At 37.7% G+C, this 25,495-nt stretch carries 28 protein-coding genes; 24 read left to right on the top strand and 4 right to left on the bottom strand.

Features of this window, described 5'->3' with window-relative positions:
• The first annotated feature begins 66 nt into the window (after positions 1–66).
• The 10 genes from glyA to ADH99_RS02635 all read left to right on the top strand — a co-directional run bounded on the left by glyA (position 67) and on the right by ADH99_RS02635 (position 8,599).
• Entirely contained in the window at positions 67–1,299 is a 1,233-nt protein-coding gene (gene glyA / locus ADH99_RS02680; RefSeq protein WP_049555861.1) for a serine hydroxymethyltransferase, read from the top strand.
• Positions 1,300–1,429: 130 nt separating this feature from the next.
• The gene (gene upp / locus ADH99_RS02675) at positions 1,430–2,065 is read left to right on the top strand and encodes a uracil phosphoribosyltransferase (RefSeq protein ID WP_049555860.1); all 636 of its coding nucleotides are present in this window, start codon (positions 1,430–1,432) and stop codon (positions 2,063–2,065) included.
• Positions 2,066–2,203: 138 nt separating this feature from the next.
• A complete protein-coding gene (gene atpB / locus ADH99_RS02670; protein ID WP_049555859.1) occupies positions 2,204–2,917 on the top strand; it encodes a F0F1 ATP synthase subunit A in 714 nt (237 codons plus the stop codon).
• A gap of 24 nt (positions 2,918–2,941) precedes the next feature.
• On the top strand, positions 2,942–3,157 hold the full coding sequence (gene atpE / locus ADH99_RS02665) for a F0F1 ATP synthase subunit C (RefSeq protein ID WP_005604878.1): 216 nt from the start codon (positions 2,942–2,944) through the stop codon (positions 3,155–3,157).
• Between the two features lie 41 nt (positions 3,158–3,198).
• Positions 3,199–3,705, top strand: coding sequence for a F0F1 ATP synthase subunit B (gene atpF / locus ADH99_RS02660; RefSeq protein WP_005604879.1), 507 nt, complete (start codon positions 3,199–3,201; stop codon positions 3,703–3,705).
• On the top strand, positions 3,705–4,247 hold the full coding sequence (gene atpH, locus ADH99_RS02655; RefSeq protein ID WP_005604880.1) for an ATP synthase F1 subunit delta: 543 nt from the start codon (positions 3,705–3,707) through the stop codon (positions 4,245–4,247). The genes atpF and atpH overlap by 1 nt, the downstream gene beginning before the upstream one ends.
• Before the next feature lie 10 nt (positions 4,248–4,257).
• Positions 4,258–5,766 (top strand): F0F1 ATP synthase subunit alpha, encoded by a 1,509-nt coding sequence (atpA, locus tag ADH99_RS02650; RefSeq protein WP_049555858.1) that lies wholly within the window; start codon positions 4,258–4,260, stop codon positions 5,764–5,766.
• A gap of 24 nt (positions 5,767–5,790) precedes the next feature.
• The gene (locus ADH99_RS02645; protein WP_005604882.1) at positions 5,791–6,723 is read left to right on the top strand and encodes a F0F1 ATP synthase subunit gamma; all 933 of its coding nucleotides are present in this window, start codon (positions 5,791–5,793) and stop codon (positions 6,721–6,723) included.
• 23 nt (positions 6,724–6,746) lie between these two features.
• Entirely contained in the window at positions 6,747–8,171 is a 1,425-nt protein-coding gene (atpD, locus tag ADH99_RS02640; RefSeq protein WP_005604883.1) for a F0F1 ATP synthase subunit beta, read from the top strand.
• 2 nt (positions 8,172–8,173) lie between these two features.
• Positions 8,174–8,599, top strand: a complete 426-nt coding sequence (locus tag ADH99_RS02635; RefSeq protein ID WP_005604885.1) for a F0F1 ATP synthase subunit epsilon — start codon at positions 8,174–8,176, stop codon at positions 8,597–8,599.
• A 75-nt stretch (positions 8,600–8,674) separates the two neighbouring features.
• Here the strand turns inward: ADH99_RS02635 and ADH99_RS02630 are convergent, their stop codons facing one another.
• Genes ADH99_RS02630 through ADH99_RS02615 form a run of 4 tightly spaced genes read right to left on the bottom strand, consistent with a single transcriptional unit; the run spans position 8,675 to position 10,918 of the window.
• Complete coding sequence (locus ADH99_RS02630) at positions 8,675–9,166, bottom strand: TlpA family protein disulfide reductase (RefSeq protein WP_005604886.1); 492 nt, start codon at positions 9,164–9,166, stop codon at positions 8,675–8,677.
• 19 nt (positions 9,167–9,185) lie between these two features.
• Positions 9,186–9,611 (bottom strand): pyridoxamine 5'-phosphate oxidase family protein, encoded by a 426-nt coding sequence (locus tag ADH99_RS02625; protein WP_049555857.1) that lies wholly within the window; start codon positions 9,609–9,611, stop codon positions 9,186–9,188.
• Between the two features lie 46 nt (positions 9,612–9,657).
• Positions 9,658–10,134, bottom strand: a complete 477-nt coding sequence (locus tag ADH99_RS02620) for a glutathione peroxidase (RefSeq protein WP_049555856.1) — start codon at positions 10,132–10,134, stop codon at positions 9,658–9,660.
• Positions 10,135–10,150: 16 nt separating this feature from the next.
• Positions 10,151–10,918: a Cof-type HAD-IIB family hydrolase gene (locus ADH99_RS02615; protein WP_049555855.1), complete on the bottom strand. Its 768-nt coding sequence runs from the start codon at positions 10,916–10,918 to the stop codon at positions 10,151–10,153.
• 154 nt (positions 10,919–11,072) lie between these two features.
• On the opposite strand from ADH99_RS02615, the gene secG reads away from it, so the two are divergent.
• The 14 genes from secG (at position 11,073) to ADH99_RS02545 (ending at position 25,483) form a co-directional block, all read left to right on the top strand.
• Positions 11,073–11,306 (top strand): preprotein translocase subunit SecG, encoded by a 234-nt coding sequence (gene secG / locus ADH99_RS02610; RefSeq protein WP_039848716.1) that lies wholly within the window; start codon positions 11,073–11,075, stop codon positions 11,304–11,306.
• Positions 11,307–11,381: 75 nt separating this feature from the next.
• Positions 11,382–12,110 (top strand): alpha/beta hydrolase, encoded by a 729-nt coding sequence (locus tag ADH99_RS02605; protein ID WP_049555854.1) that lies wholly within the window; start codon positions 11,382–11,384, stop codon positions 12,108–12,110.
• 4 nt (positions 12,111–12,114) lie between these two features.
• A complete protein-coding gene (gene rnr, locus ADH99_RS02600; RefSeq protein WP_049555853.1) occupies positions 12,115–14,409 on the top strand; it encodes a ribonuclease R in 2,295 nt (764 codons plus the stop codon).
• An 11-nt stretch (positions 14,410–14,420) separates the two neighbouring features.
• Complete coding sequence (gene smpB / locus ADH99_RS02595) at positions 14,421–14,885, top strand: SsrA-binding protein SmpB (RefSeq protein ID WP_005604901.1); 465 nt, start codon at positions 14,421–14,423, stop codon at positions 14,883–14,885.
• 147 nt (positions 14,886–15,032) lie between these two features.
• A complete protein-coding gene (locus tag ADH99_RS02590; RefSeq protein WP_049555852.1) occupies positions 15,033–16,319 on the top strand; it encodes an ABC transporter permease in 1,287 nt (428 codons plus the stop codon).
• 12 nt (positions 16,320–16,331) lie between these two features.
• Positions 16,332–16,979 carry an ABC transporter ATP-binding protein gene (locus ADH99_RS02585; protein WP_005604905.1) on the top strand — a complete coding sequence of 216 codons (648 nt, stop codon included), beginning with the start codon at positions 16,332–16,334 and terminating at the stop codon, positions 16,977–16,979.
• A gap of 5 nt (positions 16,980–16,984) precedes the next feature.
• Positions 16,985–18,361, top strand: coding sequence for an ABC transporter permease (locus tag ADH99_RS02580; RefSeq protein ID WP_049555851.1), 1,377 nt, complete (start codon positions 16,985–16,987; stop codon positions 18,359–18,361).
• Between the two features lie 51 nt (positions 18,362–18,412).
• Positions 18,413–19,069 (top strand): response regulator transcription factor, encoded by a 657-nt coding sequence (locus ADH99_RS02575; protein ID WP_039848833.1) that lies wholly within the window; start codon positions 18,413–18,415, stop codon positions 19,067–19,069.
• Positions 19,066–20,385, top strand: coding sequence for a sensor histidine kinase (locus tag ADH99_RS02570; protein WP_049555850.1), 1,320 nt, complete (start codon positions 19,066–19,068; stop codon positions 20,383–20,385). The genes ADH99_RS02575 and ADH99_RS02570 overlap by 4 nt, the downstream gene beginning before the upstream one ends.
• A gap of 200 nt (positions 20,386–20,585) precedes the next feature.
• The gene (locus ADH99_RS02565) at positions 20,586–22,235 is read left to right on the top strand and encodes a phosphoenolpyruvate carboxykinase (ATP) (protein WP_049555849.1); all 1,650 of its coding nucleotides are present in this window, start codon (positions 20,586–20,588) and stop codon (positions 22,233–22,235) included.
• An 18-nt stretch (positions 22,236–22,253) separates the two neighbouring features.
• Entirely contained in the window at positions 22,254–23,645 is a 1,392-nt protein-coding gene (locus ADH99_RS02560) for an oxaloacetate decarboxylase subunit alpha (RefSeq protein WP_049555848.1), read from the top strand.
• A gap of 10 nt (positions 23,646–23,655) precedes the next feature.
• Positions 23,656–23,973 (top strand): OadG family protein, encoded by a 318-nt coding sequence (locus ADH99_RS02555; RefSeq protein ID WP_005604916.1) that lies wholly within the window; start codon positions 23,656–23,658, stop codon positions 23,971–23,973.
• Entirely contained in the window at positions 23,974–24,342 is a 369-nt protein-coding gene (locus tag ADH99_RS02550) for a biotin/lipoyl-containing protein (RefSeq protein ID WP_049555847.1), read from the top strand.
• Positions 24,343–24,355: 13 nt separating this feature from the next.
• Positions 24,356–25,483 carry a sodium ion-translocating decarboxylase subunit beta gene (locus tag ADH99_RS02545; protein ID WP_005604919.1) on the top strand — a complete coding sequence of 376 codons (1,128 nt, stop codon included), beginning with the start codon at positions 24,356–24,358 and terminating at the stop codon, positions 25,481–25,483.
• Positions 25,484–25,495: the final 12 nt, after the last annotated feature.

Genomic DNA, 25,495 nt, shown 5'->3' with positions numbered 1-25,495 from the left:
ATAGCTTTTCTACAAAAAGTGATAATGTGATAGAATAGGAATGTAAGAATAGAAAGGGGTAGTTGAATGAGTCAATTTACAGAAGATAAAATCATCTTTGAGACGATTGAAAAAGAACTTCATCGTCAGCAACAGGGGATTGAATTGATTGCATCAGAAAACTTCGTATCAGAAGGAGTTTTACGTGCACAAGGAAGTATTCTAACGAATAAGTATGCAGAAGGATATCCAGGACGTCGTTACTATGGCGGATGTGAGTACGTCGATGTCATCGAACAACTAGCGATTGATCGCGTAAAAGAATTGTTTGGAGCTGAATATGCCAATGTTCAACCTCATTCAGGTTCTCAAGCAAATATGGCTGCGTATCGTGCTTTAGTAAAGAAAGGCGATAAGATTTTAGGGATGGACTTAAACCATGGTGGTCACTTGACTCACGGAATGGGAGTAAACTTCTCTGGACAAGATTATCATTTCGTTTCTTATGGAGTAAATCCAGAAACAGAAACAATCGATTACGATGAATTAGAACGTATTGCTAAAGAAGAAAAACCAAAATTAATCGTGGCTGGAGCTTCAGCGTACCCACGAGAAATTGACTTCAAACGCATTGGCGAAATTGCTAAGGAAGTTGGAGCTTATTTTATGGTGGATATGGCACATATTGCTGGTTTAGTCGCTAAAGGAGCCCATCAAAGTCCAGTACCTTATGCTGACGTAGTAACATCAACAACACATAAAACATTGCGTGGACCACGTGGTGGCTTAATTTTAGCAAAAGAAGAATTTGGCAAGAAACTAAATAGCGCCATCTTCCCTGGAATCCAAGGTGGACCGTTAGAACACGTGATTGCTGGTAAAGCAGTTGCTTTCCATGAAGCTCTTCAACCAGCATTTGGTGAGTATATCGAGCAAGTCGTGAATAATGCTAAAGCAATGGCCCAAGTGTTTGAAGGAACAGTGATTCGTGCGATTTCAGGTGGTACTGATAACCATCTATTACTCCTCGATATTAAAGAAACTGGATTAAACGGTAAAGAAGCGCAAGAATTACTTGACACTGTTGGAATTACAGTGAATAAAAACGCCATTCCATTTGATACATTACCACCTGTTAAAACAAGTGGGATTCGTGTCGGAACGGCAGCTATTACTACTCGTGGCTTTGATGAAGTTGCTGCGAAGAAAGTAGCAGAGTTAATCCTTACAACATTAACAAATCCTGAAAATAAAGAAGTGTTAAATAGTGTCCGTCAAGAAGTGAAACAATTGACTGAAACTTTCAAACTATATGCATAAACAACTTGATGTAAAAGTTTGTTACTATTTATGAAAATAATTAAAAGTTTTCAAACTGATACTAGAAATTTACTAGTTTTTTAGGTAAAATAACAGAAGTGACACTAATGTATTGGAAGGAGAATGACAAATGGGAAAATTTCACGTACTTGATCATCCGTTAATTCAACATAAATTAACAATGATTCGTCAAAAAGATTGTGGAACAAAAGTATTCCGCGAAGTTGTAAACGAAATTTCAATGCTAATGGCTTATGAGGTTTCTAGAGATTTACCTCTTGAAGATGTAGAAATCGAAACTCCTCTTGTTAAAACAACATTAAAAACATTAGCTGGTAAAAAAGTAGCAATTATTCCAATCCTTCGTGCTGGTTTAGGGATGGTAGATGGAATTTTAGAATTGATTCCAGCTGCTAAAATTGGTCACGTTGGTATGTACCGCGATCATGATACATTGCAACCTGTAGAATATTTCGTGAAATTGCCTTCAGATATTTCTGAAAGACAGTTGTTTGTCGTAGATCCAATGCTAGCTACAGGGGGAAGTGCTGTTGCAGCAATTGATGCATTACTTAAACGTGGTGCACAGCCTAACTCTATTAAGTTTTGTTGCTTAGTAGCTGCCCCAGAAGGAGTAGAAACCTTACGTAGCGCACATCCTGAAATCGACATTTATGCAGCAGCATTAGATGAACGATTAAATGAGCATGGATACATTCTTCCAGGATTAGGGGATGCTGGAGATCGTTTATTCGGAACCAAATAATTAATTAATGTAGTCAACGCTTTTGCGATAGACTATTGCCAACGAATCTGACAATAATCACCGTACTGAGCGAATGCCTCAATGTAAGGAGATGTTGTCAGATTTTTTATTTGGTGAAAAGGAGGGAAAATAAGATTCATGGAAGCAACACCAAAAGTGATTGAGATTTTTGGAGTGTCGTTTTCAGTTCCGATTTTGATTTCGTGTGGGGTTAGTGTTTTACTCATTGCGCTATTTACAATATTATCGGCCAGGAAAGTGTCCATGAAGCCAGGAAAGCTACAAAATGCTTTAGAGGCTTTAATGGAATTTACAAAAGGCATTGTTAATAACGCAGTAGATGAGAAAACGGGACAAACATATTATTTATATATTTTTTCACTGTTTTCTTTTGTGTTAGTCGCCAATATGGTGGGCCTCATTTTCTATATCCATTATGAGGATCATAGTTATTTTGCAAGCCCTACTGCCAGCCCAATCGTATGTTTGGCATTGGCGTTGATGACTACATTAATCGCACATTATTCTGGCGTACAGAAGATGGGACTCAAAGGATATATTCAACATTCTTATTTAAGTCCAATGTCGTTTATGCTCCCAATTAAGTTAATTGAAGAGTTTACGAATACAATTACACTGGCTTTTCGTCTTTACGGAAATATATATGCTGGTGAAGTGTTATTAGGCTTAATCGTGATGTTCTCATCAGCAGCCGGATTAATAACGTATATTCTTGCCATTCCGTTAGGTGTAATTTGGCAAGGTTTTTCAGTTGTGATTGGAGCTATTCAAGCGTACGTATTCTGTACGTTAACGATGGTATATATCTCACATAAAGTAATGAAACATTAATTTTTAAGAAATGAGGAATTTAAAATGACAGAATTAGCAGCAGCAATTGCAGTAGTAGGAGCAGCTTTAGCAGCAGCCTACGGGAACCAAGCAGTAATCGTAAAAACAATCGAATCAATGACTCGTCAACCAGAATTAAGCAACGAATTACGTTCAACAATGTTTATCGGGGTTGCCTTAATCGAAGCGATGCCAATCTTCGCAGTATTAATCGCTCTTATCCTTGTTTTCGTCAAATAGATTCAAATGAAGGGATTATTGTCGAAAAGGAGGGGTGAGCGATGTTTGAAGTAATGTTGTCAGGTAATACCAGTACCGTTTTAGGTGATACTTTGGTCGTGCTAGTTTCTATGACATTATTACTTTTCCTAGTAAAATATTTTGCTTGGGATAAAGTAAATGCAATGTTAGAGTCTCGTAGAGATAAAATCTCTAAAGATTTAGATGAAGCTGCAGAAAAGAAAAAAGCAGCGGAAGAAATTCAAGCGAATGCGAATGAAATTATTCATAAAGCAGAACTGAAGGGGAGCGATATTTTAAATAACGCTCGTGAAGCAGCATCAAAAACGCAAGATGAAATGATTAAAGAAGGTAAAGAGGTAGTCTCTCGTATGAAAGCAGAAGGGCAACGAGAAGTAGATTCGATGAAGCAACGTGCCATTGCTCAAGTACAAGATGAGATTGTGGACTTGTCTATTCAACTTGCAAGTCAAATTCTTGAAAAAGAAGTGACAAAAGAAAGACATCAAGAAGTGATTGAGTCCTTTATTAAGGGGTTGGAAGGATAATGGTAAAATATCATAAAGATATCGTTAAAGAAGCCAGCCATTTTTATGCAAAGGCAAAATATGAAGGTCACTTAGATCAAGTAACAAATGAAATTCAAGCAATTTTAGATGGAATTCAAAATACATCTACTTTTAGACAGCTGATGCATTTGGAACATGTTTCGTATGATAAAAAATTGGCAGTTCTAGAATCAACATTTGGTCACTTATCTAGCGAAACGCAGGAGTACTTAGCGACTTTTCCGTCAGAAGATGGTTCTATGAATATCGTAGAAGCACTAGAAGCGTTTCTTGAACTTTATAACGCAAATAAATTAGAAATTGTTTCTGCAATTCCTTTAACGGATGAGCAAATTGAACGTATTGCTATTGCTTTTCAAAATAAAACAGAAAAAGAATACGATTCTTGGGTAAATACAGTTGATCCTTCTGTTATAGGCGGTGTTCAATTAAAAACCAAAGAATTTCTTTTAGATGGAACAATTTCGAATAAATTAAAACAATTCAAAGAAAAAGTTAGCCAAACTGGATTGAAGAGGTGAGATGGCATAAATGGAAATGAGTAATATTACAGCGAGAATTCGTGACCAAATCTCTTCTTTTGAAACGAAAGAACAAATCGAAGAAATCGGAGAGGTTTCTTTCATTGGTGACGGAATTGCTCGTGTCATCGGCCTTACAAACGTAATGGCTGGAGAATTAGTAGAATTTGAAAATGGCGCTTATGGTATGGCACAAAACTTGGAAAAACAAGATGTGGGTGTCATCATTTTTGGTTCTTATGAGAACATTCATGAAGGAGAGCCTGTAAAACGTACAGGCCGTATTTTGGATGTTCCTGTTGGAGATGCGCTTATTGGGCGTGTTGTGGATGCGTTAGGTCGTCCAATTGACGGACTTGGTGCTATCGAAACAACAAAAAAACGTCCAGTAGAAAATGAAGCACCTGGCGTTATGCAACGTCAAAGTGTAAAACAATCATTACCTACAGGGTTAAAAGTAGTCGATGCCTTAGTGCCAATCGGTAAAGGGCAACGTGAGTTAATCATTGGTGACCGTAAAACTGGTAAAACGAGTATTGCAGTGGATACGATTTTGAACCAAAAAGGTAAAAATACATTATGTATTTATGTTGCAATTGGACAAAAAGAATCTACTGTTAAAGCCCTCGTCGAAACATTAAAACGTTATGGAGCCATGGAATATACAACCGTTGTATCTGCCAGCGCTTCTCAACCAGCGCCAATGCTTTATATTGCACCATATGCAGGTACTGCAATGGGTGAAGAGTGGATGTATCAAGGTCGCGACGTGTTAATTGTGTATGATGATTTATCTAAACAAGCGGCCGCTTACCGTGAAATTTCCCTATTACTTCGTCGTCCACCAGGTCGTGAAGCTTATCCAGGGGATGTATTCTACTTACACTCACGTTTATTAGAGCGTGCAGCGAAATTAAGTGATGAATTAGGAGCAGGGTCATTAACAGCCTTACCAATCATCGAAACACAAGCCGGAGATATTTCTGCATATATCCCAACAAACGTAATCTCTATTACAGATGGACAAATCTTCTTAGAAAGTGACTTGTTCTACTCTGGGGTACGTCCTGGTTTATCTGCCGGATTATCTGTATCGCGTGTTGGGGGTTCTGCCCAAATTAAAGCGATGAAGAAAGTTTCTGGTACATTACGTATTGACTTAGCAAGTTACCGTGAGTTAGAAGCCTTTACGCAATTTGGTTCTGACTTAGACGCGGCAACTCAACAAAAATTAAATCGTGGTAAACGTACAGTTGAAGTCTTGAAACAAGATGTACACCAACCATTACCAATCGAATATCAAGTTTCGATTTTATTTGCTTTAACACATGGTTTATTAGATGCGATTCCAATCGATCGTATTAAATCATTTGAAAAAGCGTTATATCAACATTTAGAAAGCGAACATAGAGATTTATTGAATGAAATCCGCGATCAATATGTGATTTCGGATGAAGAGAAATTCTACAAAGTGATTGAGAGTTTCAAACAAATTCATTTATTTGAACGTGTTCAATAAGCGTAGAAAGGAGAGGTGACCTGAATGACGGCTTCCTTAAATGATTTAAAGAAGAGAATTGTTTCAACAAAGAAAACAAGTCAAATCACTAGCGCCATGCAGATGGTCTCTGCAGCAAAATTAGCCAAATCAGAGCAAGCAGTGCGTCACTATCAAGACTACGCTCAAAAAATCCGTGAAGTTGTAACTCACTTACTATACGCAAATCACAATAGAGAAGAGATTGTCGATGAAACGTCAGAGGATGGAGAAGTAGTTACTTCTTTTATCGACTATCACGATTTATTAATTGAACGTCCAGTTAAAAAGACTGGATATTTAGTGATTTCATCTGATCAAGGACTTGCTGGGAGTTACAACTCTTCCATTTTCCAATCAACAAGAGAAATGTTAGAGTTAGACCACCAATCAAAGGATGAATATGTCATCTTAACCATTGGGGATGCTGCAAGTCGCTTCTTCAAAAAAATGGGAGTGGATGTACGTCTTGAAATTAATGATGTATCAGATATTCCAACCTTTGAAGAAGTAAGAAAGATTGTGTCAAGTGCGGTCCAAATGTTCCGTGACGGTGAATTTGATGAATTTTACGTTTGCTATAATCACCATGTAAATGCACTTTTATCAAACTATCGTGTTGAAAAAATGTTACCAATTATCGACTTGGATGAAGATGAAGCAAAAGAGTACGAATTGGATTATATTTTCGAACCAAATAAGGAAATAATTATGGACATCTTGCTTCCACAATATGCGGAATCGCTTATTTACGGAGCCATTATCGATGCTAAATCTGCAGAGCATGCCTCTCGTATGACTGCGATGAGAAGTGCTACCGATAATGCCAAAGATTTAATCAGTAACTTAACGCAAGATTTGAACCAGAGACGACAAGCGCAAATTACACAAGAAATTACAGAAATTGTCGGTGGAGCAGCCGCTCTGGAAGAACATTAGGATTTTAGAAGGAGGAAAATGGATTGAGAACTGGAAAGATTTTACAAGTAGTAGGGCCAGTTGTAGACGTGGTATTTCCTTTAGAAGAAGGCGTTCCAGATATTCATAATGCATTACAAGTTGTGAAAACAACAAGTGACGGAAGTGAAAAGACTGTTACATTGGAAACTGCTGTAGAATTAGGGGATGGTGCAGTTCGTACGATTGCCATGGAATCTACAGATGGTTTGCAACGTGGCATGAAAGTAGTGGACTTAGGACGCACAATTAGCGTTCCTGTGGGACCTGAAACATTAGGTCGTGTATTCAACGTTTTAGGAGATACAATCGACTTGAAAGAACCATTCCCAGAAGACTTTACAAGACATGAAATCCATAAACCAGCACCAAAATTTGAAGAATTAAACAGTCAATATGAAATTCTACAAACAGGGATTAAAGTTATTGACCTTTTAGCACCTTATCTTAAAGGTGGTAAAATCGGTTTATTCGGTGGTGCCGGTGTAGGGAAAACCGTATTAATTCAAGAATTAATTCATAACATCGCTGAAGAACTTGGTGGTATTTCAGTATTTACAGGGGTAGGGGAACGTACTCGTGAAGGGAATGACCTTTACCATGAAATGCAAGAATCAGGCGTATCTGCTAAAACAGCGATGGTGTTTGGACAAATGAACGAACCACCAGGAGCTCGTATGCGTGTAGCACTAACAGGGTTAACGATTGCGGAATACTTCCGTGATATGGAAAAACAAGATGTGCTTTTATTCATCGATAACATTTATCGTTTCACACAAGCAGGTTCAGAAGTGTCAGCGTTACTTGGTCGTATGCCTTCTGCCGTAGGGTATCAACCAACATTAGCGACAGAAATGGGTCAATTACAAGAACGTATCAGTTCAACTAAAGACGGATCTATTACATCTATTCAAGCGATTTATGTGCCAGCTGATGACTATACAGACCCGGCTCCAGCAACAACATTCGCTCACTTAGATGCAACAACAAACTTGGAACGTCGTTTAACTGAACAAGGGATTTACCCAGCGGTGGATCCACTTGCTTCAACTTCAAGTGCCCTAACTCCAGAAATTGTTGGGGAAGAACACTATGAAGTAGCGATGAAAGTACAACAAATGCTACAACGTTATCGTGAATTACAAGACATCATTGCCATCTTAGGGATTGATGAATTATCAGATAGCGAAAAAGTTATTGTAAACCGTGCAAGAAGAATTCAATTCTTCTTATCACAAAACTTCCACGTTGCTGAAGCCTTCACTGGACAACCTGGTTCATACGTTCCAATTAAAGATACGGTTCGCGGATTTAAAGGAATTATCGATGGTTTATATGATGATATTCCAGAAGATATGTTCCGTAACGTAGGACCAATCGAAGACGTGATTAAAAAAGCTAAAGCAGCAGGATTTGTTGGAGGAAATTAAAGATGGCTGAACATGAATTACTGGTCGTTGTCACAACACCAGAAGGAAAAGTGTATAACCATCGTTCCTATTCTGTGAGTGCCGATGCAGTCGATGGCGGAATCACCATACTACCGCATCATGCTCCAATCATGCTTCCTTTAAAAATCGGGGCACTTCGAGTGAAACGATTCTTAGAGGATTCGCCAACTGATTATATTGCAATCGGTGGTGGAGTTATGGAAGTGCGGGATAATGTCGTAACGATTATTGCCAACGTGGCTGAACGTGCAAGAGACATTGATGTGACACGTGCCGAACATGCAAAAGATAAAGCTGAAAAAGTTTTAAGCGATACAAGTCGTTCAAAAAGCGATATGGATCGTGCAAAAATTGCTTTAAGTAAAGCAATCAATCGTATTGGTGTTTATAAGCATAGAAGAAAGTAAAAGAGAGGATGCGTGCATCCTCTCTTTTATTGTTCAGACAAAAAAACTAGCAGATATTTCTGCTAGTTTTTAATTTTATAAAATTTCTTTGATGTAGGATTCGATTTCTTCTTGGGGAAGAACACCGGCTGACTTCTTAACGATCTTTCCATTTTTATCCGTGAAGATTAGGGTCGGAATTTCTGTAATTTCGTGATATTTTTGGAAGCTTGAATCAACATCTGAGTAATAATTGAGCGAAAGAGAATGTTCTTTCAAGTATTTTTTCCCATTCTCAATCGGTTCTTTTTGACTAATCATCGCAACGCCAACGAATTCTACTTTATCTCCATATTTCTCTTTTAAAGTATTTAAGATAGGAAGTTCTTGTTGACAGTCTGGACACCAACTTGCCCAAGCATAATAGACTGTTGGTTTTCCAGTGAAGTCTTTTTCTGTTAATTTCTTTCCGCTTTCGTCTTGAAATACGACGTTTGCGTTAGCAGTATTACTGTTATCTGGTAAAAAATAGAAGATAGCTAGTCCTGCAACCATTAATGCTGCAAGTGCTAATAAAAGTTTTTTCATAAAATCCTCTTTCTAATCCTTATTCGTGTATGTCAAACACGTATTTATGTCCTTGAGTAAGGCTATGGTAGAATCCTTTCCCTTCGTATAAGTGGAATACTTGTACGCCAGCAATGTCTTCTTCGTTAGGGTAAACATCTTTAACGAATGGATTATCTTTTAGTACTTCTTCAAGACGTTCACGCCCGATTTCTTTCACAACACCTTCAATACGAATTACTTGGATTAAGTAGTCTTCGCTCTTCATAGCAGTAATAGCAACTTTCGGATTTTGTTTTAATTGTTTGTAGAAGTTTGTTTTTGGACTTGTCATAAAGAACACACCTTTTTCGTTTGCAACACCGATATGAATATGGCGTGCATGAGGTTGGTTGTTCTCGTCTGCAGTCGCAACAACAGCTACATTCATTTCTTCTAAAATACGTAAAATTTCATTAACTTCCATAGTGCTTTCTCCTTACCGTTTTCTTTTTATTCTATCATATATTTGATTATGAAAGAAGACTTGCGATTTCGTCTCGAATTTGTTCAGGCGTTGTAGTAGGAGCAAATCGTTTTAAAATCGTTCCATCTTTAGCTACGAGGAATTTTGTAAAGTTCCATTTGACCTTTTCGCCTAAAAGTCCAGCTGTCTCTTTTTTCAATAAAGCAAAGAGAGGATGAGTATGGGGGCCATTTACTTTTACCTTGCCAAACATCGGGAATGTAGTATTGTACGTTAATTGGCAATGGGTGGCAGCTTGTTCGGCAGTTAAAGGTTCTTGCCCTGCAAATTGATTACAAGGGAACCCAAGAACAGAGAAGCCTTTCTCTTTAAAGTCCAAATAAAGCTTTTCTAGTCCTTCAAATTGAGGAGCAAGTCCACATCCACTAGCGGTATTGACAATTAGCAATAATTGACCTTTAAATTCTTCAAGAGTAGTTGATGCACCGTCAATAGTTGGAACTTCGATTTCATAAATTGACATTCGTCTTCCTTCTTTCTTATATAAGTCCGTAGTGTTTTAAACCATTTACAATCCCATTATTGGTATTATCTGTTGTAATAAATTCAGCAATTTCTTTTAAAATAGGGAGGGCATTGCCCATGGCTACAGGATGAGATACTGCTTGGAGCATCTCGATATCGTTTGGCCCATCTCCGAATGCATAAGTTTTGGCGTCTTCTTGGTTTAAGTGTTCTAAAAAGCGTTTGATGCCTTCTGCTTTAGAATTTCCTTTTGAAATCACGTCGACTGAGTACGGTGTATTTCGAAGGAAATCAAGATTTGGGAAAGCTACTTTATATTTTTCTTCGGCTGGTGGAAGAGAAATAAAGAGCATCATGTTAATTGGATTTTCTTTATAGAAATCTGGATTTAGTGCAGGCGGGTTAGAGTGGATAAATCCATAAGCATCTTTAGCACCTGGAGAGGATGCTACTAAATAGAACTGTTTATCATTGTATGCAGTAAGGCCATATCCATCTTCTTTTACCATTTGATGAAATTTTTCAACTGTTTCAGTTGGAATCTCTGAAGAATAAACACGCTCTCCTTGATAAATAACGACTTGACCATTCATAAATATTCCTGAGTGGATGTTTGCACTCTCCATAATATCGCGAGTTTCAGCAGGAGAGCGTCCTGTTGCGATAAAGGGTTCATACCCATTTTCTTTCAATGCTTGAATAGCTTTTTTCGTTGATTCGTCTACTTTTGACTCCCCATTTAGTAGCGTCCCATCCAAATCAAAAAATACAAAACCTTTCATTCCGTCACTCCATTCATTTTTGTCTTTTTCTATTATACCATGTTTTCAAAGTTTTGAATTGTAGTTCGAATTGTAGGCTTTTTGCGTGAAAGAGTAGAAATATCGTGATTTTTGTGTTAAAATTGAAAAGAATTTTAGTTAAGGAGGGAATCCTTTGTACAATTTGATTTTATCACTGATGGTAGTGGTATGCGTATTATTAATTATTGTTGTAGCTATGCAACCTTCTAAGACAAATGCGGCAAGTTCTTTAACAGGTGGAGCAGAGCAATTATTTGGAAAACAAAAAGCACGTGGCTTTGAGGCGTTCTTAATTCGTGTTACTGTTGTTTTAGGAACAATCTTCATGTTATTGGCATTTGCTTTAGCATACATTTCATCAAAATAATGATTTTTAAGTACAATTGTTCGGACATCCAACCAATTGTACTTTTTTTATTTTATAGATTCAGAGGAGTTTAATATGGAAGCATTATGGTTAAGAAAAGAAGGTAATACAAGAGCGGTGATTTTATTTCATGCTTATACTGGGACACCGGCAGATGTGAGAATGCTTGCACAGTTTCTACATCGTCATGATTATGCAGTCTATGTTCCCGTATTTTCTGGCCATGGGACTCCTGATGTCGATGATATTCTTAATAATTCACCTAAGAAATGGTATGAAGATGCTAAAAAAGCAATCGAGTTTGTTAAAAATTCAGGATTCAAGACGATTGCGGCTTTTGGTCTATCTATGGGAGGAATTATGGCTACAAAGGCCGCAACGGAGCAACTGGTAGATTATGCTGGGACTTTTTGCTCGCCGATTTCTGTAAGAAATCCGCAACTTCCTGGGCTGTTAAAAAGTTTTATGATGTATGCTCAAGCTTCTTATTTAAAACTAAATCGTCCTTTTGATAGTATCGAGATGAAGTTGAAAGCCCAAAAGCAATTAGATGAACTACAAATTTTTTCAAGTGAAGTAGCATCTAATTTAGATAAAGTAACTGGAAGTTTTTATATTGCACAAGGGGAACAAGATACACTTGTAAATCCTGAAGCCTCTTTAGAATTAAAAGAAGCTTTGGTGAATGCTCAAGTGGAATTGCATTGGTATGAAGAAGCAGGGCACGTGATTACGGTTAGTCCTGTTAGAAAGGAATTCCAAGAGACTGTTCTCTCTTTTCTAAATCAACAAGAATGGAGGTAAAGAAATGAGACAATCATTAGAAGAAATCTTAATGGCTTTCTTTATGGAACATGAATCCGAAAGTTTTTTTGTTCAAGAAATTAGTGAGCATTTCGGATTTACTGCTTCAAAGGACTTTAAGATTTTAGTGAAACAATTAGCTGACCTCGAAGATTCTGGAAAAATTGTATTAACACGACAAGGTAAATTTGGATTCAATCAAAAAAATCGTACGTTAGAAGGAGTATTCCGATTAAACGATAAAGGATTTGGTTTTGTCACAGTTGAAGAAGGCAAACCAGATATTTTTATTCCAAGAACGGATGTCCATGGCGCTATGGACGGAGATACGGTTGCGATTCGTATCGTTCAAGAAGAAAATCCTTATAACGACAAAGCAGCAAGCGGAACAATCGTGAAAATCATAGAACGCGCTGTGAAGCAAGTGGTGGGGATTTATACACGTTATCCATCGAAGATTATGATGCAAACAGGCTATTGTGGCGAAATTGCATTAAAAGATTCTAAATTAAAGAAAACGAAATGTTATGTGACTAGAAAGGGATTAAACCCTGTTGACGGAACCGTCGTGATTGCCGAAGTTGACAGTTATGAAACAGAGCGTCACGAACTCGTCTTGAAGGCGCATATCGTCAAAGAAATCGGCTATAAAGACGCTGTCGGCATGGATATTTTAATGATTTTACATCAATTAAAAATTCCAACAGTATTCCCAGACTCTGTTATAGAGGAAGCCAACCGCGTGAGTGAAACGATCTCACCGGAAGAAATCGAAGGGCGTGTGGATTTACGCCAAGAATTAACCGTGACAATTGACGGAGCAGATGCCAAAGACTTAGATGATGCGGTAGCTCTAGTCAAACGCGAAGATGGAACCTTTGTCTTAACGGTATCCATCGCCGACGTTTCTTATTATGTAACGGAAAATTCTGAAATGGATAAGGAAGCATTCGAACGCGGAACAAGTGTGTATTTAACAGACCGTGTGGTTCCAATGTTACCGCAACGATTATCAAACGGAATCTGCTCGCTACATCCATATGAAGAGCGATTAACGTTAACAGCACGCATGGAAATTGACCGTAGCGGAACAATTTATCAGCACGAGATTTTCCCAAGTGTGATTCAATCGAACGAGCGACTAACTTATGATGAAGTGAATGTATTATTCAATACGAATGAAGCTTCCGAAAAAATCACTCCAGAGATTGAAGAAATGCTCTGGAATATGAAAGAATTACATACGATTCTTGAGCGTAGACGTATGGAACGTGGAGCGATTGACTTTGATACACAAGAAGCAAAAATTCTTGTGGACGAAAAAGGCGCCCCAACTGAAATTGTACTACGTGAACGTGGCGTAGCAGAGCGACTCATTGAGTCCTTTATGCTTGCGGCTAATGAAACCGTGGCTCGTCATTATGAACAATTGAAGGTGCCGTTCATCTATCGTATTCACGAAAATCCAGATAGCGAAAAACTCCAACGCTTCTTAGAGTTTATTACCGCATTTGGTATTACGATTAAAGGGAAGAACGATTCGATTACACCGAAGAAGTTGCAAAAAGCCTTGAATGAAGTACGCGGTGAGCCGTATGAAGCGGTGGTATCAACGATGATGCTCCGTTCAATGAAGCAAGCTAAATACGATATCACGCCAACGGGACACTATGGACTTGCGGCTGAGGATTATACGCACTTCACTTCGCCCATCCGTCGTTATCCAGACTTAATCGTTCATCGTATGATTCGTCATTACGGAAAACATCCAGGTCATTTATCGAAGAAAGAAGAAATGCTTCTAGAAGATAAGTTGCAACAAATTGCAGACCAATCGTCTCGTATGGAGCGACTTGCAGTACAGGCGGAACGTGATGTGAATGCATTGAAGAAAGCCGAATATATGCAAGATAAGGTTGGAGAGGAATTCGATGGTATCGTAAGCTCGGTGACAAAATTCGGAATGTTTGTGGAGTTAGCGAATACCGTAGAAGGATTAATTCATATTTCTCACTTGAAACAAGACTACTTTAACTTTATTGAAAGCCATATGATTTTACTTGGTGAACGTACGGGTGTAAGTTACCGTATTGGGGATCGTGTTCGCGTGAAATGTGTGAAAGTAGATGTGGAAGCTAGAGAAGTCGATTTCCTACTCGTAGAAGATGTAAAATTGGCTAAAACTGAACGACCAAGAAAAGGCGAACGCTTTGATGATAAGTCTTCTAAGAAAGGCAAAAAATCAAAAGGACGTCAACGTTTTAAAAAAGCCATTAAAACGAAAAAGAAAAGACGTTAGGAGGTTCGTGAATGCCTAAAGGAACGAACGATAAAGTGCTCGCACAAAATCGAAAAGCAAGTCATGACTATACAATTCTTGAAACGATTGAAGCTGGGATGGTCTTAACCGGAACAGAAATCAAATCGGTTCGTCAAGCGCGTATCAATTTAAAAGATGGATATGTGAGCTTGAAGCAAGGAGAAGCTTTTCTTGTAGGGGTTCATATTAGTCCGTTTGAACAAGGGACGCTTTTCAATCATGACCCATTAAGAACGAGAAAATTATTGCTTCATAAAAAGCAAATTAATTATTTGCTCGAACAAGTAAAGCAAGCCGGAAACACAGTAGTGCCACTGAAGGTTTACATTAAAAATGGCGTTGCGAAGTTATTAATCGGAGTTGCGAAAGGGAAGAAAAATTACGATAAACGTGATGCCTTAAAGCAAAAGGATATGAAACGCGAAATCGACCGTGCGATGAAAGAAAGATATTAAATGAGAAAAAGCTGGACAAACGTCCAGCTTTTTTAGTTTTAAGAAAATCTAAAATTAATAGATCTGTTTATTTTGTAGATTTATTTCATATTGGTTTCATATTGGGAATGCAAAATGAAATCACGGATAAGGAAAGGAAGTGAGCAAATGGATTGGAAGAAACGCGCTGGAGCATACTTAATCAGAAAGAAAATTCGGACAGGAATTTTGTTTTTCATTATGGTACTAATTTCTTCAGCAGTATTAGCAGTTCTTTCGATGCAAGAAAGTACTGGGAAGGTTGAAGAGAAACTCCTTAGTCTTTCAAATTCAGGCTTTCAAGTTGAATCAATCTTAAATGATGGGGGGATACAAAAGAAGCAATTAACTCAAATTGAGAAAACAGATGGAGTTAAAGAGGTTCAATATGAATATGATGCGGTAGGGCAATTGCAAGATGCTAAAGCTGTTCAAAGAGAACAATCTGTTCAACTAGATCAAGGAAATCTCGGTGAGCTAGTGGGTGTTCGAGGCGTTAGTGATAGCAATAATGAAATGAATTTTGCCAGTGGAGCATTAAATATTCAAAGTGGGAGAGCACTAACAAAAGAAGATCGAAATAAAGTTCTTATTCATGAAGAGTTAGCGAAAGAGAACAACTGGACGGTTGGCTCTAAAATCAAAATGAAACTGTTTAAGAATGGAGAAGAAGGTGGAGGCTCTTATGATGAAATCACTGTTGAAGTCGTTGGGATTTTTAACGGAAAATTATCAGAGCAATCTACAGGGCTCACAAGTGATTTAACTGAAAATCGTATGTATATGGATTATAAAACGAGTCAGTTATTAGCAGGCAATAAGGAGTCGAACGAAGTTGTTCATAGAGCTATCTATACTGTAAAGAATCCTTCTCAATTAGACTCTGTGATTAAAGAAGTAAAAAAACTTTCGCTAAATTGGGAAACTTTACAATTATCCAAAAATGAACAAGTCTTTGAACAAGTATCAGGTCCAATTTCAAATTTTAAATCATTAATGATGTTATTAACGGGATCTGTGTTCGCATTAGCAGTCATTATATTATTCTTAATTTTATTATTCACCTTACGTGAAAGAATCCATGAATTTGGAATATTATTATCTCTTGGTATTTCAAGAGGAAAAATTATTAGTCAAATTTTACTGGAGCTGTTTACGATTGCTTCAGGAAGCTATTTAATCGCATTATTCTTTGGTGAGTTTGTGGCAAATCAATTTTACTCAGGATTGATTTCATCGGATGATATACCTGCTCAGGTCAAGTCATTATTTGAATCCAGTTTACCGCAACTTACGCTAATGGAAGGTGTTAAAACATTAGTCATCGTCATTGTCATTATTGTATTAGCAGTACTATTTAGTACAGCTGTAATCTTAATGAAGAAACCAAAGAAAATATTAAGTCAAATGAATTAAAGGAGTGGTCTTATGTCAGTGTTATCATTAGAAAATATTTACTATCGTTATGAGAATGCACAAAAATATGTATTAAAAGATTTAAATGCACAGTTTGAGGAAGGGAAATTTATTGCTGTTGTAGGTAAATCGGGTGCTGGGAAATCAACATTCTTATCTTTATTAGCAGGATTGGATAGTCCAACAAAGGGAAAAGTGCTATTTAAAGGAGAAGATATTGCAAAAGGTTCCTACAGCGATCATCGTAGAGATCATATTTGCTTAGTTTTCCAAAACTACAATTTGATTGATTACTTAACACCGCTTGAAAATGTCAAACTTGTGAACGAAAAAGCGGATAAAGAAATTCTTCTAAAATTAGGCTTAGGAGAAGAACTGATTCATAGAAATGTATTGAAACTATCAGGTGGGCAACAACAACGTGTAGCTATTGCTAGAGCTTTAGTATCCAAAGCACCAATCATTTTAGCAGATGAACCAACAGGGAACTTAGACGAAGGAACAGCTGCTGAAATTATTGATATTTTAAAAATGGCTGCTCACGAAAGCGGAAAGTGTGTAGTTGTAGTGACTCATAGTCCACAAGTAGCCGACGCTTGTGACGAAGTTCTTACGCTGGAAGAAGGACAATTAAAAAAATCAAAAGGAAAGAAGGGGTGAGATAAATGAGAATTATTCAAAATGCTTGGGCATACGTGACTAGAAAGAAATTTAAATCGTTCATAATTTTCTTTATCTTATTCAGTATGGCAACTGTTGCTTTAAGTAGTTTATCTGTAAAACATGCGACAGACACAGCTGCAAAAGAAACCTTTAAATCGATTAATTCGTCTTTCTCAATGCAAATTGATCGTCGTCACAATCAAGGGACTGCTCGTGGTGGGGGGAACTTGAAGGGAAAAGATATTAAAGCCATTGAAGGGATTGAAGGAGTTCAAAAAGCCATTAAACGAATGGAAGTTGTAGCGGACTTAGTTGATCAAGAATTAATCCCAGCTCAAGGTGTTAAATTGGATGCCAACCGTGTGAAACGTTTTGGAAAAGCTGCGATGGTAACGGGAATTAATGATTCAAGTATGGATGAACGTTTTGCGGCTCAAACATTCACATTAACATCTGGAAGACACATTACAGATTCAGATACGAATGTAGCAATGGTTCATGAAGACTTTGCTAAGAAAAACAATTTAAAAGTTGGAGACAAGATTAAATTAAAATCCAATATTTATGATGCGGATAATGAAAAGAAAGCAAACAACGAAACTGAAGTAACGATTGTCGGAACATTTAGTGGGAAAAATAAAGGAAGAGTAACTGCTCCTCAAGAATTATACGAAAATACAATCTTAACAGACTTAAAAACAAGTCGATTAATGTATGGGTTTGGTGAAGAAGATGGCACTTATTTAGATGCAACTTTCCTAGTTTCAGGAGAATATGACATCGATAAGGTAATGGAACAAGCTAAAAAATTAGGGATTAACTGGAAAGCTTATACATTAGTGAAAAGTAGCCAAAACTATCCAACTTTACAAAAATCAATTAACCTTGTGTATGGTCTAACGAATAAATTATTCATCGGAAGTCTAATTTTCTCTGCGATTATTTTAGTGTTAATCTTGTTCTTGTGGACAAACAGCCGTCGTAAGGAAATCGGAATTCGATTAGCATTAGGGATGACAAAGAAAACGATTATTACACAAATGCTATGTGAAGTAGGAATGGTAAGTATTGCAAGCTTTGGGGCTGCCTTTTTAGCAGGGGGACCTGTCAGTGAATGGGTTGGAAAATTAATTTTAGGACAAGTGAATAGTAGTTTAGGAACTCAACTTGCCAACGAGGCAAAATCAGCTAACTTAGGTGGAGGTGCTGCAGTAGATGGATTTAATAAGACGCTAACGGAATTATCAGTAACAGTTTCAAATATGGACAAAGGAATCGTTATTGGACTTGGATTAGTGGTAATCGTTATCGCTGTATTCCTTGCAAGTGCATTGATTTTACAAAAATCACCGAAGAGCTTGTTACAGGATACGGAATAAAGGTAGTTTACAATAGTAAAGATTGTTATAATAGAAAGAGAGGTGATGTTTTTGAATTTATTAATTGTTGAAGATGAAGAGGCTATTCGAGAAGGTGTTCGAGAGTTTTTAAGTGAACAAGGATTTACAGTCTTTGAAGCTTGTGATGGTGTCGAAGCTCTCGAAGTATTTAACCGAGAATCCGTTGATTTAATTTTATTAGATATTATGATGCCCCGAAAGAATGGGTTTGAAGTATTAGAAGAAGTTCGACAGAAAAGTAATGTCCCAATATTGATGTTAACAGCCTTACAAGATGAGGAGACTCAAGTAAAAAGCTTTGAATTACTTGTGGATGGATATATTCAAAAACCATTTTCTCTAATGGTCCTTTATAAGAGGATTGAGGCTTTGCTAAAAAGACATTATGGAGAAGTAGAAACCTGGAGTTATCAGGATACAAGTGTTAATTTTACGCGATTTGAAGCGTATGTAAATAATCAATTAGTAGAAGTGACCGCTAAAGAGCTGTCGATTCTAAAACTGCTTGTGAAGCATGAGGGACAAGCTTTGAGCCGTTCACAAATTTTAGATCATGTTTGGTCTAACCATGAAGACCCACCATTTGATCGAGTCGTGGATGTTTATATCAAACAGCTACGTAAAAAGCTAAAATTAGATTGTATTGTTACTATTAAAAATGTTGGATATAAATTGGAGTTAAAATGAGAAGATTAAAACTATTTCCAAAAATTTTCATTTATACTTTTAGTATATTAATATCACTCGTTGCGGTTGCTCATTTATTCTTATATTTTGCTTTCCCGCATTTTTACATGCAAGAACGGCAACAAGAACTGAGTAGAAAAGCGGATGTTCTTGTAGAGAGTCTTTCTCAAGTGGATGAAAAGGGAGCTGCTTCGGCACTACAAGTGTATGCCAATAATGAAGGAATTACGGCGTATTTGAAGCATGAAAGTACTGGAGAAAGTCTAACATTAGGAGCAAAATTACCAATAGATGAGAATAGCAATCAACATTCTGTCATTATCGAAGACCGTGAAGTCACGACTAAGGATGGGAAAAAATTATTTATTCAAGTGGTTTCAACGACTGAAATGGTCAAACAAGCCACGCGAGTCACTTTCCATTATTTACCATTGTCTTTAGCCATCTCGATATTTACGGCAGTAATTTTCTCTTATATTTACGCAAGAAAACTATCAAGACCTCTGATGAGAATGTCTCGAGTCACAGAGAAAATGATGAATTTAGAAAGAGATGCAGCCTTTTTAGAACCAAGTTCAGATGAGATTGGACAGATGGAAGTGCAAATTAATGATTTGTATCAACATTTATTGTCGGTAATTGATGAACTAGAAGAAAAGAATCAAAAAATGATTCGCTTAGAAAAAACAAAAGTGGATTTTCTTCGTAGTGCCTCGCATGAGTTGAAAACACCACTTGCTAGTTTAAGAATTATGCTAGAAAACATGAGCCTTAATGTAGGAAAATACAAAGATCGAGATAAATATCTAGTAGCATCCCTTGGCAAAGTGGACCAGTTATCTGTATTAGTTCAAGAAATATTGGAGCTTTCAAAATTACAAGAAAGCACAATGGAAAAGCAATCGATTCAACTAGAAAAAATGATTCCTATTTGGAACAAAGAATTTAAAATTTTAGCACAAGAAAGAAATTTAATTATTGAAACGGATTTAGAATCTTCAACAATAGAAATGAACCAAATGGCCTTCCAAAAGGTTTGGAATAATTTGATGATTAATGCGATTCGTTACTCGAATGAAGGAGGTGTTATCAAAGTTTCTGCTAAAAATCGCATCTTAAAAATTGAGAATCCTTGTCAACCTCTGACGGAGGAAGAAATAGAGATGGCATATTCATTACTACCATCGACAAGTAATAAGGGAAGTGGTAACGGGGTAGGATTATACATTGTCCATCAATTATTAAAACAAGAAGAAATTAAACACCGCTTTTATGCAACAAATACAGGTATGTGTTTTGAAATAGAAATAGAATAAAAGCTGTATGGAAGGAGTGTTGTTTATTGAATTGATGAAAAAGCTGGATTATCTCTTTTAGGGGATAATCCAGCTTTTTTGTAATGGAACAGTAATGTTAAAAATAAGTAAATTAGAAAATAATTTCACAAAAACGCTTACATTTAAAGCGTTTTCGTGTATAATAAAGATATCAATAAAAAGATAGGAAGGTTGATATTATGGCAACAATTGATCGTTTCGCTACAGACACTATACGCAAGAGCAATCCGCATCTTTCGCAATTGAAGGCAACTATTGAACCAGCTTTTTATTCGAACAATGCGACTGAAATTCCGACTCTGGCAGAGGCGTATGAATTAGCGTCACATGCACCCAATACAACTGTATTAGATGCATTCGTAGCAAATGCGAAGGATTTAGGATTACCCGAGGATGCGCATATTCTTACGGTAGTGGATGGGAGTGTCGTTGGACGTACGGCAAAAGCTCGTCGAATTTTAGGGAATAATCCGTCAGAAGATGCAAAGATTATTCCAATTATTCGCGACGAAATTTATAACAGCGCTTTCAAACCTTTTATTAAAGGAACGGCTATTGTAGGTCTTGATGAAGACTTTATGGTAAAAGCGCACATCACGATGCCTAAAGAACATATTAATAACTTATATTCTTGGTTATTGAACTTCCAAATTTTCAATGACCAATATAAGAGACGTTACGATGCATCGAAACAATATGATGAAAATGACATTTTTATTTTCTTTGATCCTACATGGAGACATCCTGATTACCCAGATGGATTAGCGTTCTTTGATACGAAACATAATTGTGCTGCAATTTTAGGAATGAGTTATTTTGGGGAAATCAAAAAGGGAACATTGACACTTGCTTGGGCAACTGCCGCCCGTAACAACTACGTTTCTTGTCACGGAGGATTGAAGATTTTCCGTAAAGAAGGCGAATCTTACGTTGCAAGCTTCTTTGGCTTATCTGGATCAGGGAAGTCTACATTAACACACGCAAAACATGATAATAAATATGATATTGAAGTATTACACGACGATGCATTTGTAATTTCGGTAGAAGATGGTTCATCTGTAGCTTTGGAACCTTCTTACTTCGACAAAACAAATGACTATCCAGCAGGTCACAGAGAACAAGATTACTTCGTAACGGTTCAAAACTGCGGTGTGACTCTGGATGAAAACGGCCGTAAAGTATTAGTAACAGAAGATATTCGGAATGGTAACGGGCGAACAATTAAATCTCGTTATTCAACCCCGAACCGCGTCGATAAGATTCAAGAACCAATTCAATCTATTTTCTGGATTATGAAAGATGATGCACTTCCACCATTAGTGAAAATCACAGACCCACGTTTAGCATCTATTTTAGGATGTACTTTAATGACAAAACGTTCTACAGCTGAAAATACAGGGGCTGGAGCAAACTTAGATGCGCTCGTTATCGAACCATACGCAAACCCATTCCGTGTCTATCCATTAGTAGAAGACTACGAAAAATTCAAAGCTTTATTTGATAAAGGAGTAGATTGCTACATTATCAATACAGGGGATTTCTTAGGTAAGAAAGTGACCAAAGAAGTGTCTCTTGGTGTGATTGAAACAGTAGTCGATGGCAAAGCAAAATTTGAATTGTTTGGCGGCCTTCCAGGAATGGAATACTTACCAGTGGAAGGTTATGAGGTTCCTGAATTGAATGGTGAGTATGCTGAATTAATTCGTGATCGTATGCAATTCCGATTGGATTACTTGAAAGCATTTAATGATGCAAATCCAGAACATCAAATTCCAACAGATGCTCTTGAAAGCATCAAGACAATCGAACGCTTTATCGACGTATTATAGTGGAAGGAGTGTTCGGTGATGACTCGAAAAATAGGAATTACAGATACAATCTTACGGGATGCTCATCAATCGTTGATGGCAACCCGTATGCGAATTGAAGATATGCTCCCTGTTTTAGATCAATTAGACGAAGCAGGATTTGCCTCTTTAGAATGTTGGGGTGGAGCAACGTTTGACGCCTGTATTCGTTTCTTAGACGAAGACCCATGGGACAGACTTCGCACCTTGAAAAAACATTTAAAGAAAACACCGCTTCAAATGCTGTTACGCGGACAAAATATTTTGGGATATCGTCACTATGCCGATGATGTTGTAGAAAAATTTGTCGAAAAATCAGCAGAAAATGGGATTGATATTTTCAGAATCTTCGATGCGTTAAATGACGTTCGTAACTTAGAAGCAGCGCTGAATGCAGTGAAAAAGACGGGTAAAGAAGCGCAAATGACAATCTGCTATACGATTAGTGATGCGCATACGATTGACTATTACAAAGAGCTAGCAGCAAAAATGCAAGAAATGGGTGCCGATTCTATCTGTGTAAAAGACATGGCTGGAATCTTGACCCCAGCTAGAGGAATTGAGCTAGTTCGTGCATTAAAAGAAGTGATAACTGTTCCTATCGTCGTCCACACTCACTGCACAAGCGGAATCGCACAACTCACTTATCAAGCAGTGATTGAAGCTGGTGCAGACCGCATTGATACAGCTCTTTCACCACTCAGTGAAGGAACTAGTCAACCGCCTACGGAATCGTTAGTGATTGCACTTCGCGAATTAGGTTATGATATTACTGTCGATTTGGAAAAATTAGAACCAATCGCTGACCACTTCAGAGTGATTAAAGACAAATATATTAAAGATGGAACACTTAATCCAAAAATGTTAACACCGGACCCACGTGCGCTGTTATATCAAGTGCCTGGCGGAATGTTATCAAATATGTATTCTCAATTAACTCAAGCAGGTGCAACGGATAAATATGAAGAGGTATTAAAAGAAGTGCCTAAAGTAAGAGCAGACCTTGGATATCCACCACTCGTAACTCCAATGAGCCAGATGGTGGGAACACAAGCAACGATGAATGTTCTTACAGGCCAACGCTACAAAGTGGTTTCAAACGAAGTAAAAGCCTACTTGCTTGGTTCTTATGGTCAATCACCAGTACCAATTCAAGGAAGCTTCAGAAGATCAATCATTGGTGATCAAGAAGTTATCACGGATCGACCAGCCAATCATTTGCCACCTGAATTCGAAACACTCAAAGCAGAACTTGGAGATTTAGCAAGAAGTGACGAAGACGTCTTAACTTACGCACTTTTCCCTAAAGTCGGCAAAGAATTCTTGCTTAAGAAAAATGGACAATGGCAAAAACCATCTGAAATCGTGAAGATTTTTGCGACTGTAAAGTGAGGAGAGAGTTATGCAACTAAGTTTATTAGAAATCTTATGGATCACAATCGTTTCAATGGGAATTGTGTTTGTGATGTTGACAATTCTAATGTTCCTCATGCAAGGAAGCTCTAAAGTTATCCAAATCCTGGAAGCAAAGAGTCATACAACAGTTGGAGTTGTGGGGAAACCAGTTGAGGTGAAACCTGAGGCTCCAACAAATGATGGAACACTATTTGAAACGAATAAACTTGCTCGCGTTGCCGCACTGGTCGCTTTAACACAAGCGAGTGCGGATGTACCAGACAAGCACTTTGAAATTGTATCGATTGAAAAGAAGGTGGACTAAATGAAAAAATATGAAGTAGAAGTAAATGGCGAAACATTTATCGTCTCACTAAAAGAAATTTCAAATGAAGAAGCAACGCAGAAATTAGCAGCAGCTCCAGCACCTAATGCGCCAGTGGAAGAAAAGAAACCTACACAGGCTCCTGCTCCAACAGGGGACGGTGAAGTGGTTCCAGCTCCAATGGCAGGGATTGTATTATCGGTCAATAAAAATATCGGTGATGCAGTGAAAAAAGGAGATGTACTCGTGATTTTAGAAGCCATGAAGATGGAAAATGAAATCCTTGCTCCTTGTGACGGTGTTGTGAAAGCAATTCATGTATCAAGTAATGAATCTGTCGAATCGAACCAACCACTCTTAACGATTTAGGAGGCGATGGTTTATGGAAGTCATTCAACAGTTGATTGAAACAAGTGGGCTCTATAATTTAACAATTCAAAATATCATTATGTTAATTATCGCCTGTGTGTTTCTATATCTAGGAATTAAACGAGGGTATGAACCGTACTTAATGGTTCCGATTGCGTTCGGGATGCTCCTTGTAAACTTACCGTTAGCAGGATTAATGGATGCTCCTACTGAAAATGGACCTGGTGGACTCTTGTATTACTTATATCAAGGAACGAACCTTGGGATTTATCCACCGTTGATTTTCCTTTGCTTAGGGGCCTCAACAGACTTTGGACCTCTACTAGCAAATCCGAAAACTATCTTGCTTGGTGGGGCAGCTCAATTCGGTATTTTCGTCGCATTCTTCCTTTCAGTAATGTGGGGAATGACACCGCAAGAAGCTGCTTCAGTAGGGATTATCGGGGGGGCGGATGGACCAACCGCCTTGTTCTTAACAACAAGACTTGCACCGCACTTATTACCAGCAATCGCCCTAGCAGCGTACTCATATATGGCGCTTGTGCCAATCATTCAACCGCCAATTATTCGTGCGCTCACAACAAAGAAAGAACGTCTAGTGAAGATGACAGAAAACCGTAAAGTCAGTGAAACGGAAAAAATTCTTTTCCCAATTATCGTTACAATTTTTGTTAGCTTATTAGTACCAAGTGCAACACCTTTAGTAGGATGCTTAATGCTCGGTAACTTAATTAAAGAAATTAAGGTAGTTCCAAACATTACAAAAGTTCTACAAAATGCGATGATGTACGGTGTTACTATTATTTTAGGATTAACCGTTGGAGCAAAAGCAACAGGGGAATTATTCTTATCCGTATCGACTCTTAAAATTACTTTATTAGGGTTAATCGCGTTTGCTGGAGGAACGGCAGCAGGGGTTCTAATGGGTAAATTGATGTACAAATTATCAGGCGGTAAGATTAATCCAATGATTGGTGCTGCAGGGGTATCTGCTGTACCAATGGCCGCCCGTGTTGTACAAAAAGAAGGGCAAAGAGAAGACCCAAGTAATTACTTATTAATGCACGCAATGGGACCAAACGTAGCCGGAGTTATCGGCAGTGCGATTGCGGCAGGGGTATTACTCGCATTCTTCTCATAATAGAAGCACTCC

This window comes from Granulicatella sp. 572.rep1_STHE, from assembly GCF_001073445.1.
Taxonomy (GTDB): Bacteria; Bacillota; Bacilli; order Lactobacillales; family Aerococcaceae; genus Granulicatella; species Granulicatella adiacens.
Note: the sequence above shows the minus strand (reverse complement) of the source record. Positions and strands in the feature narration are given on the sequence as shown.

Excerpts from the sequence above, each read along its gene's own strand:
- glyA (WP_049555861.1), top strand. The coding sequence starts at position 67 with ATGAGTCAATTTACAGAAGATAAAATCATCTTTGAGACGATTGAAAAA.
- upp (WP_049555860.1), top strand. The coding sequence starts at position 1,430 with ATGGGAAAATTTCACGTACTTGATCATCCGTTAATTCAACATAAATTA.
- atpB (WP_049555859.1), top strand. The coding sequence starts at position 2,204 with ATGGAAGCAACACCAAAAGTGATTGAGATTTTTGGAGTGTCGTTTTCA.
- atpE (WP_005604878.1), top strand. The coding sequence starts at position 2,942 with ATGACAGAATTAGCAGCAGCAATTGCAGTAGTAGGAGCAGCTTTAGCA.
- atpF (WP_005604879.1), top strand. The coding sequence starts at position 3,199 with ATGTTTGAAGTAATGTTGTCAGGTAATACCAGTACCGTTTTAGGTGAT.
- atpH (WP_005604880.1), top strand. The coding sequence starts at position 3,705 with ATGGTAAAATATCATAAAGATATCGTTAAAGAAGCCAGCCATTTTTAT.
- atpA (WP_049555858.1), top strand. The coding sequence starts at position 4,258 with ATGGAAATGAGTAATATTACAGCGAGAATTCGTGACCAAATCTCTTCT.
- ADH99_RS02645 (WP_005604882.1), top strand. The coding sequence starts at position 5,791 with ATGACGGCTTCCTTAAATGATTTAAAGAAGAGAATTGTTTCAACAAAG.
- ADH99_RS02635 (WP_005604885.1), top strand. The coding sequence starts at position 8,174 with ATGGCTGAACATGAATTACTGGTCGTTGTCACAACACCAGAAGGAAAA.
- ADH99_RS02630 (WP_005604886.1), bottom strand. The coding sequence starts at position 9,166 with ATGAAAAAACTTTTATTAGCACTTGCAGCATTAATGGTTGCAGGACTA.
- ADH99_RS02625 (WP_049555857.1), bottom strand. The coding sequence starts at position 9,611 with ATGGAAGTTAATGAAATTTTACGTATTTTAGAAGAAATGAATGTAGCT.
- ADH99_RS02620 (WP_049555856.1), bottom strand. The coding sequence starts at position 10,134 with ATGTCAATTTATGAAATCGAAGTTCCAACTATTGACGGTGCATCAACT.
- ADH99_RS02615 (WP_049555855.1), bottom strand. The coding sequence starts at position 10,918 with ATGAAAGGTTTTGTATTTTTTGATTTGGATGGGACGCTACTAAATGGG.
- ADH99_RS02605 (WP_049555854.1), top strand. The coding sequence starts at position 11,382 with ATGGAAGCATTATGGTTAAGAAAAGAAGGTAATACAAGAGCGGTGATT.
- rnr (WP_049555853.1), top strand. The coding sequence starts at position 12,115 with ATGAGACAATCATTAGAAGAAATCTTAATGGCTTTCTTTATGGAACAT.
- smpB (WP_005604901.1), top strand. The coding sequence starts at position 14,421 with ATGCCTAAAGGAACGAACGATAAAGTGCTCGCACAAAATCGAAAAGCA.
- ADH99_RS02590 (WP_049555852.1), top strand. The coding sequence starts at position 15,033 with ATGGATTGGAAGAAACGCGCTGGAGCATACTTAATCAGAAAGAAAATT.
- ADH99_RS02585 (WP_005604905.1), top strand. The coding sequence starts at position 16,332 with ATGTCAGTGTTATCATTAGAAAATATTTACTATCGTTATGAGAATGCA.
- ADH99_RS02580 (WP_049555851.1), top strand. The coding sequence starts at position 16,985 with ATGAGAATTATTCAAAATGCTTGGGCATACGTGACTAGAAAGAAATTT.
- ADH99_RS02570 (WP_049555850.1), top strand. The coding sequence starts at position 19,066 with ATGAGAAGATTAAAACTATTTCCAAAAATTTTCATTTATACTTTTAGT.
- ADH99_RS02565 (WP_049555849.1), top strand. The coding sequence starts at position 20,586 with ATGGCAACAATTGATCGTTTCGCTACAGACACTATACGCAAGAGCAAT.
- ADH99_RS02560 (WP_049555848.1), top strand. The coding sequence starts at position 22,254 with ATGACTCGAAAAATAGGAATTACAGATACAATCTTACGGGATGCTCAT.
- ADH99_RS02555 (WP_005604916.1), top strand. The coding sequence starts at position 23,656 with ATGCAACTAAGTTTATTAGAAATCTTATGGATCACAATCGTTTCAATG.
- ADH99_RS02550 (WP_049555847.1), top strand. The coding sequence starts at position 23,974 with ATGAAAAAATATGAAGTAGAAGTAAATGGCGAAACATTTATCGTCTCA.
- ADH99_RS02545 (WP_005604919.1), top strand. The coding sequence starts at position 24,356 with ATGGAAGTCATTCAACAGTTGATTGAAACAAGTGGGCTCTATAATTTA.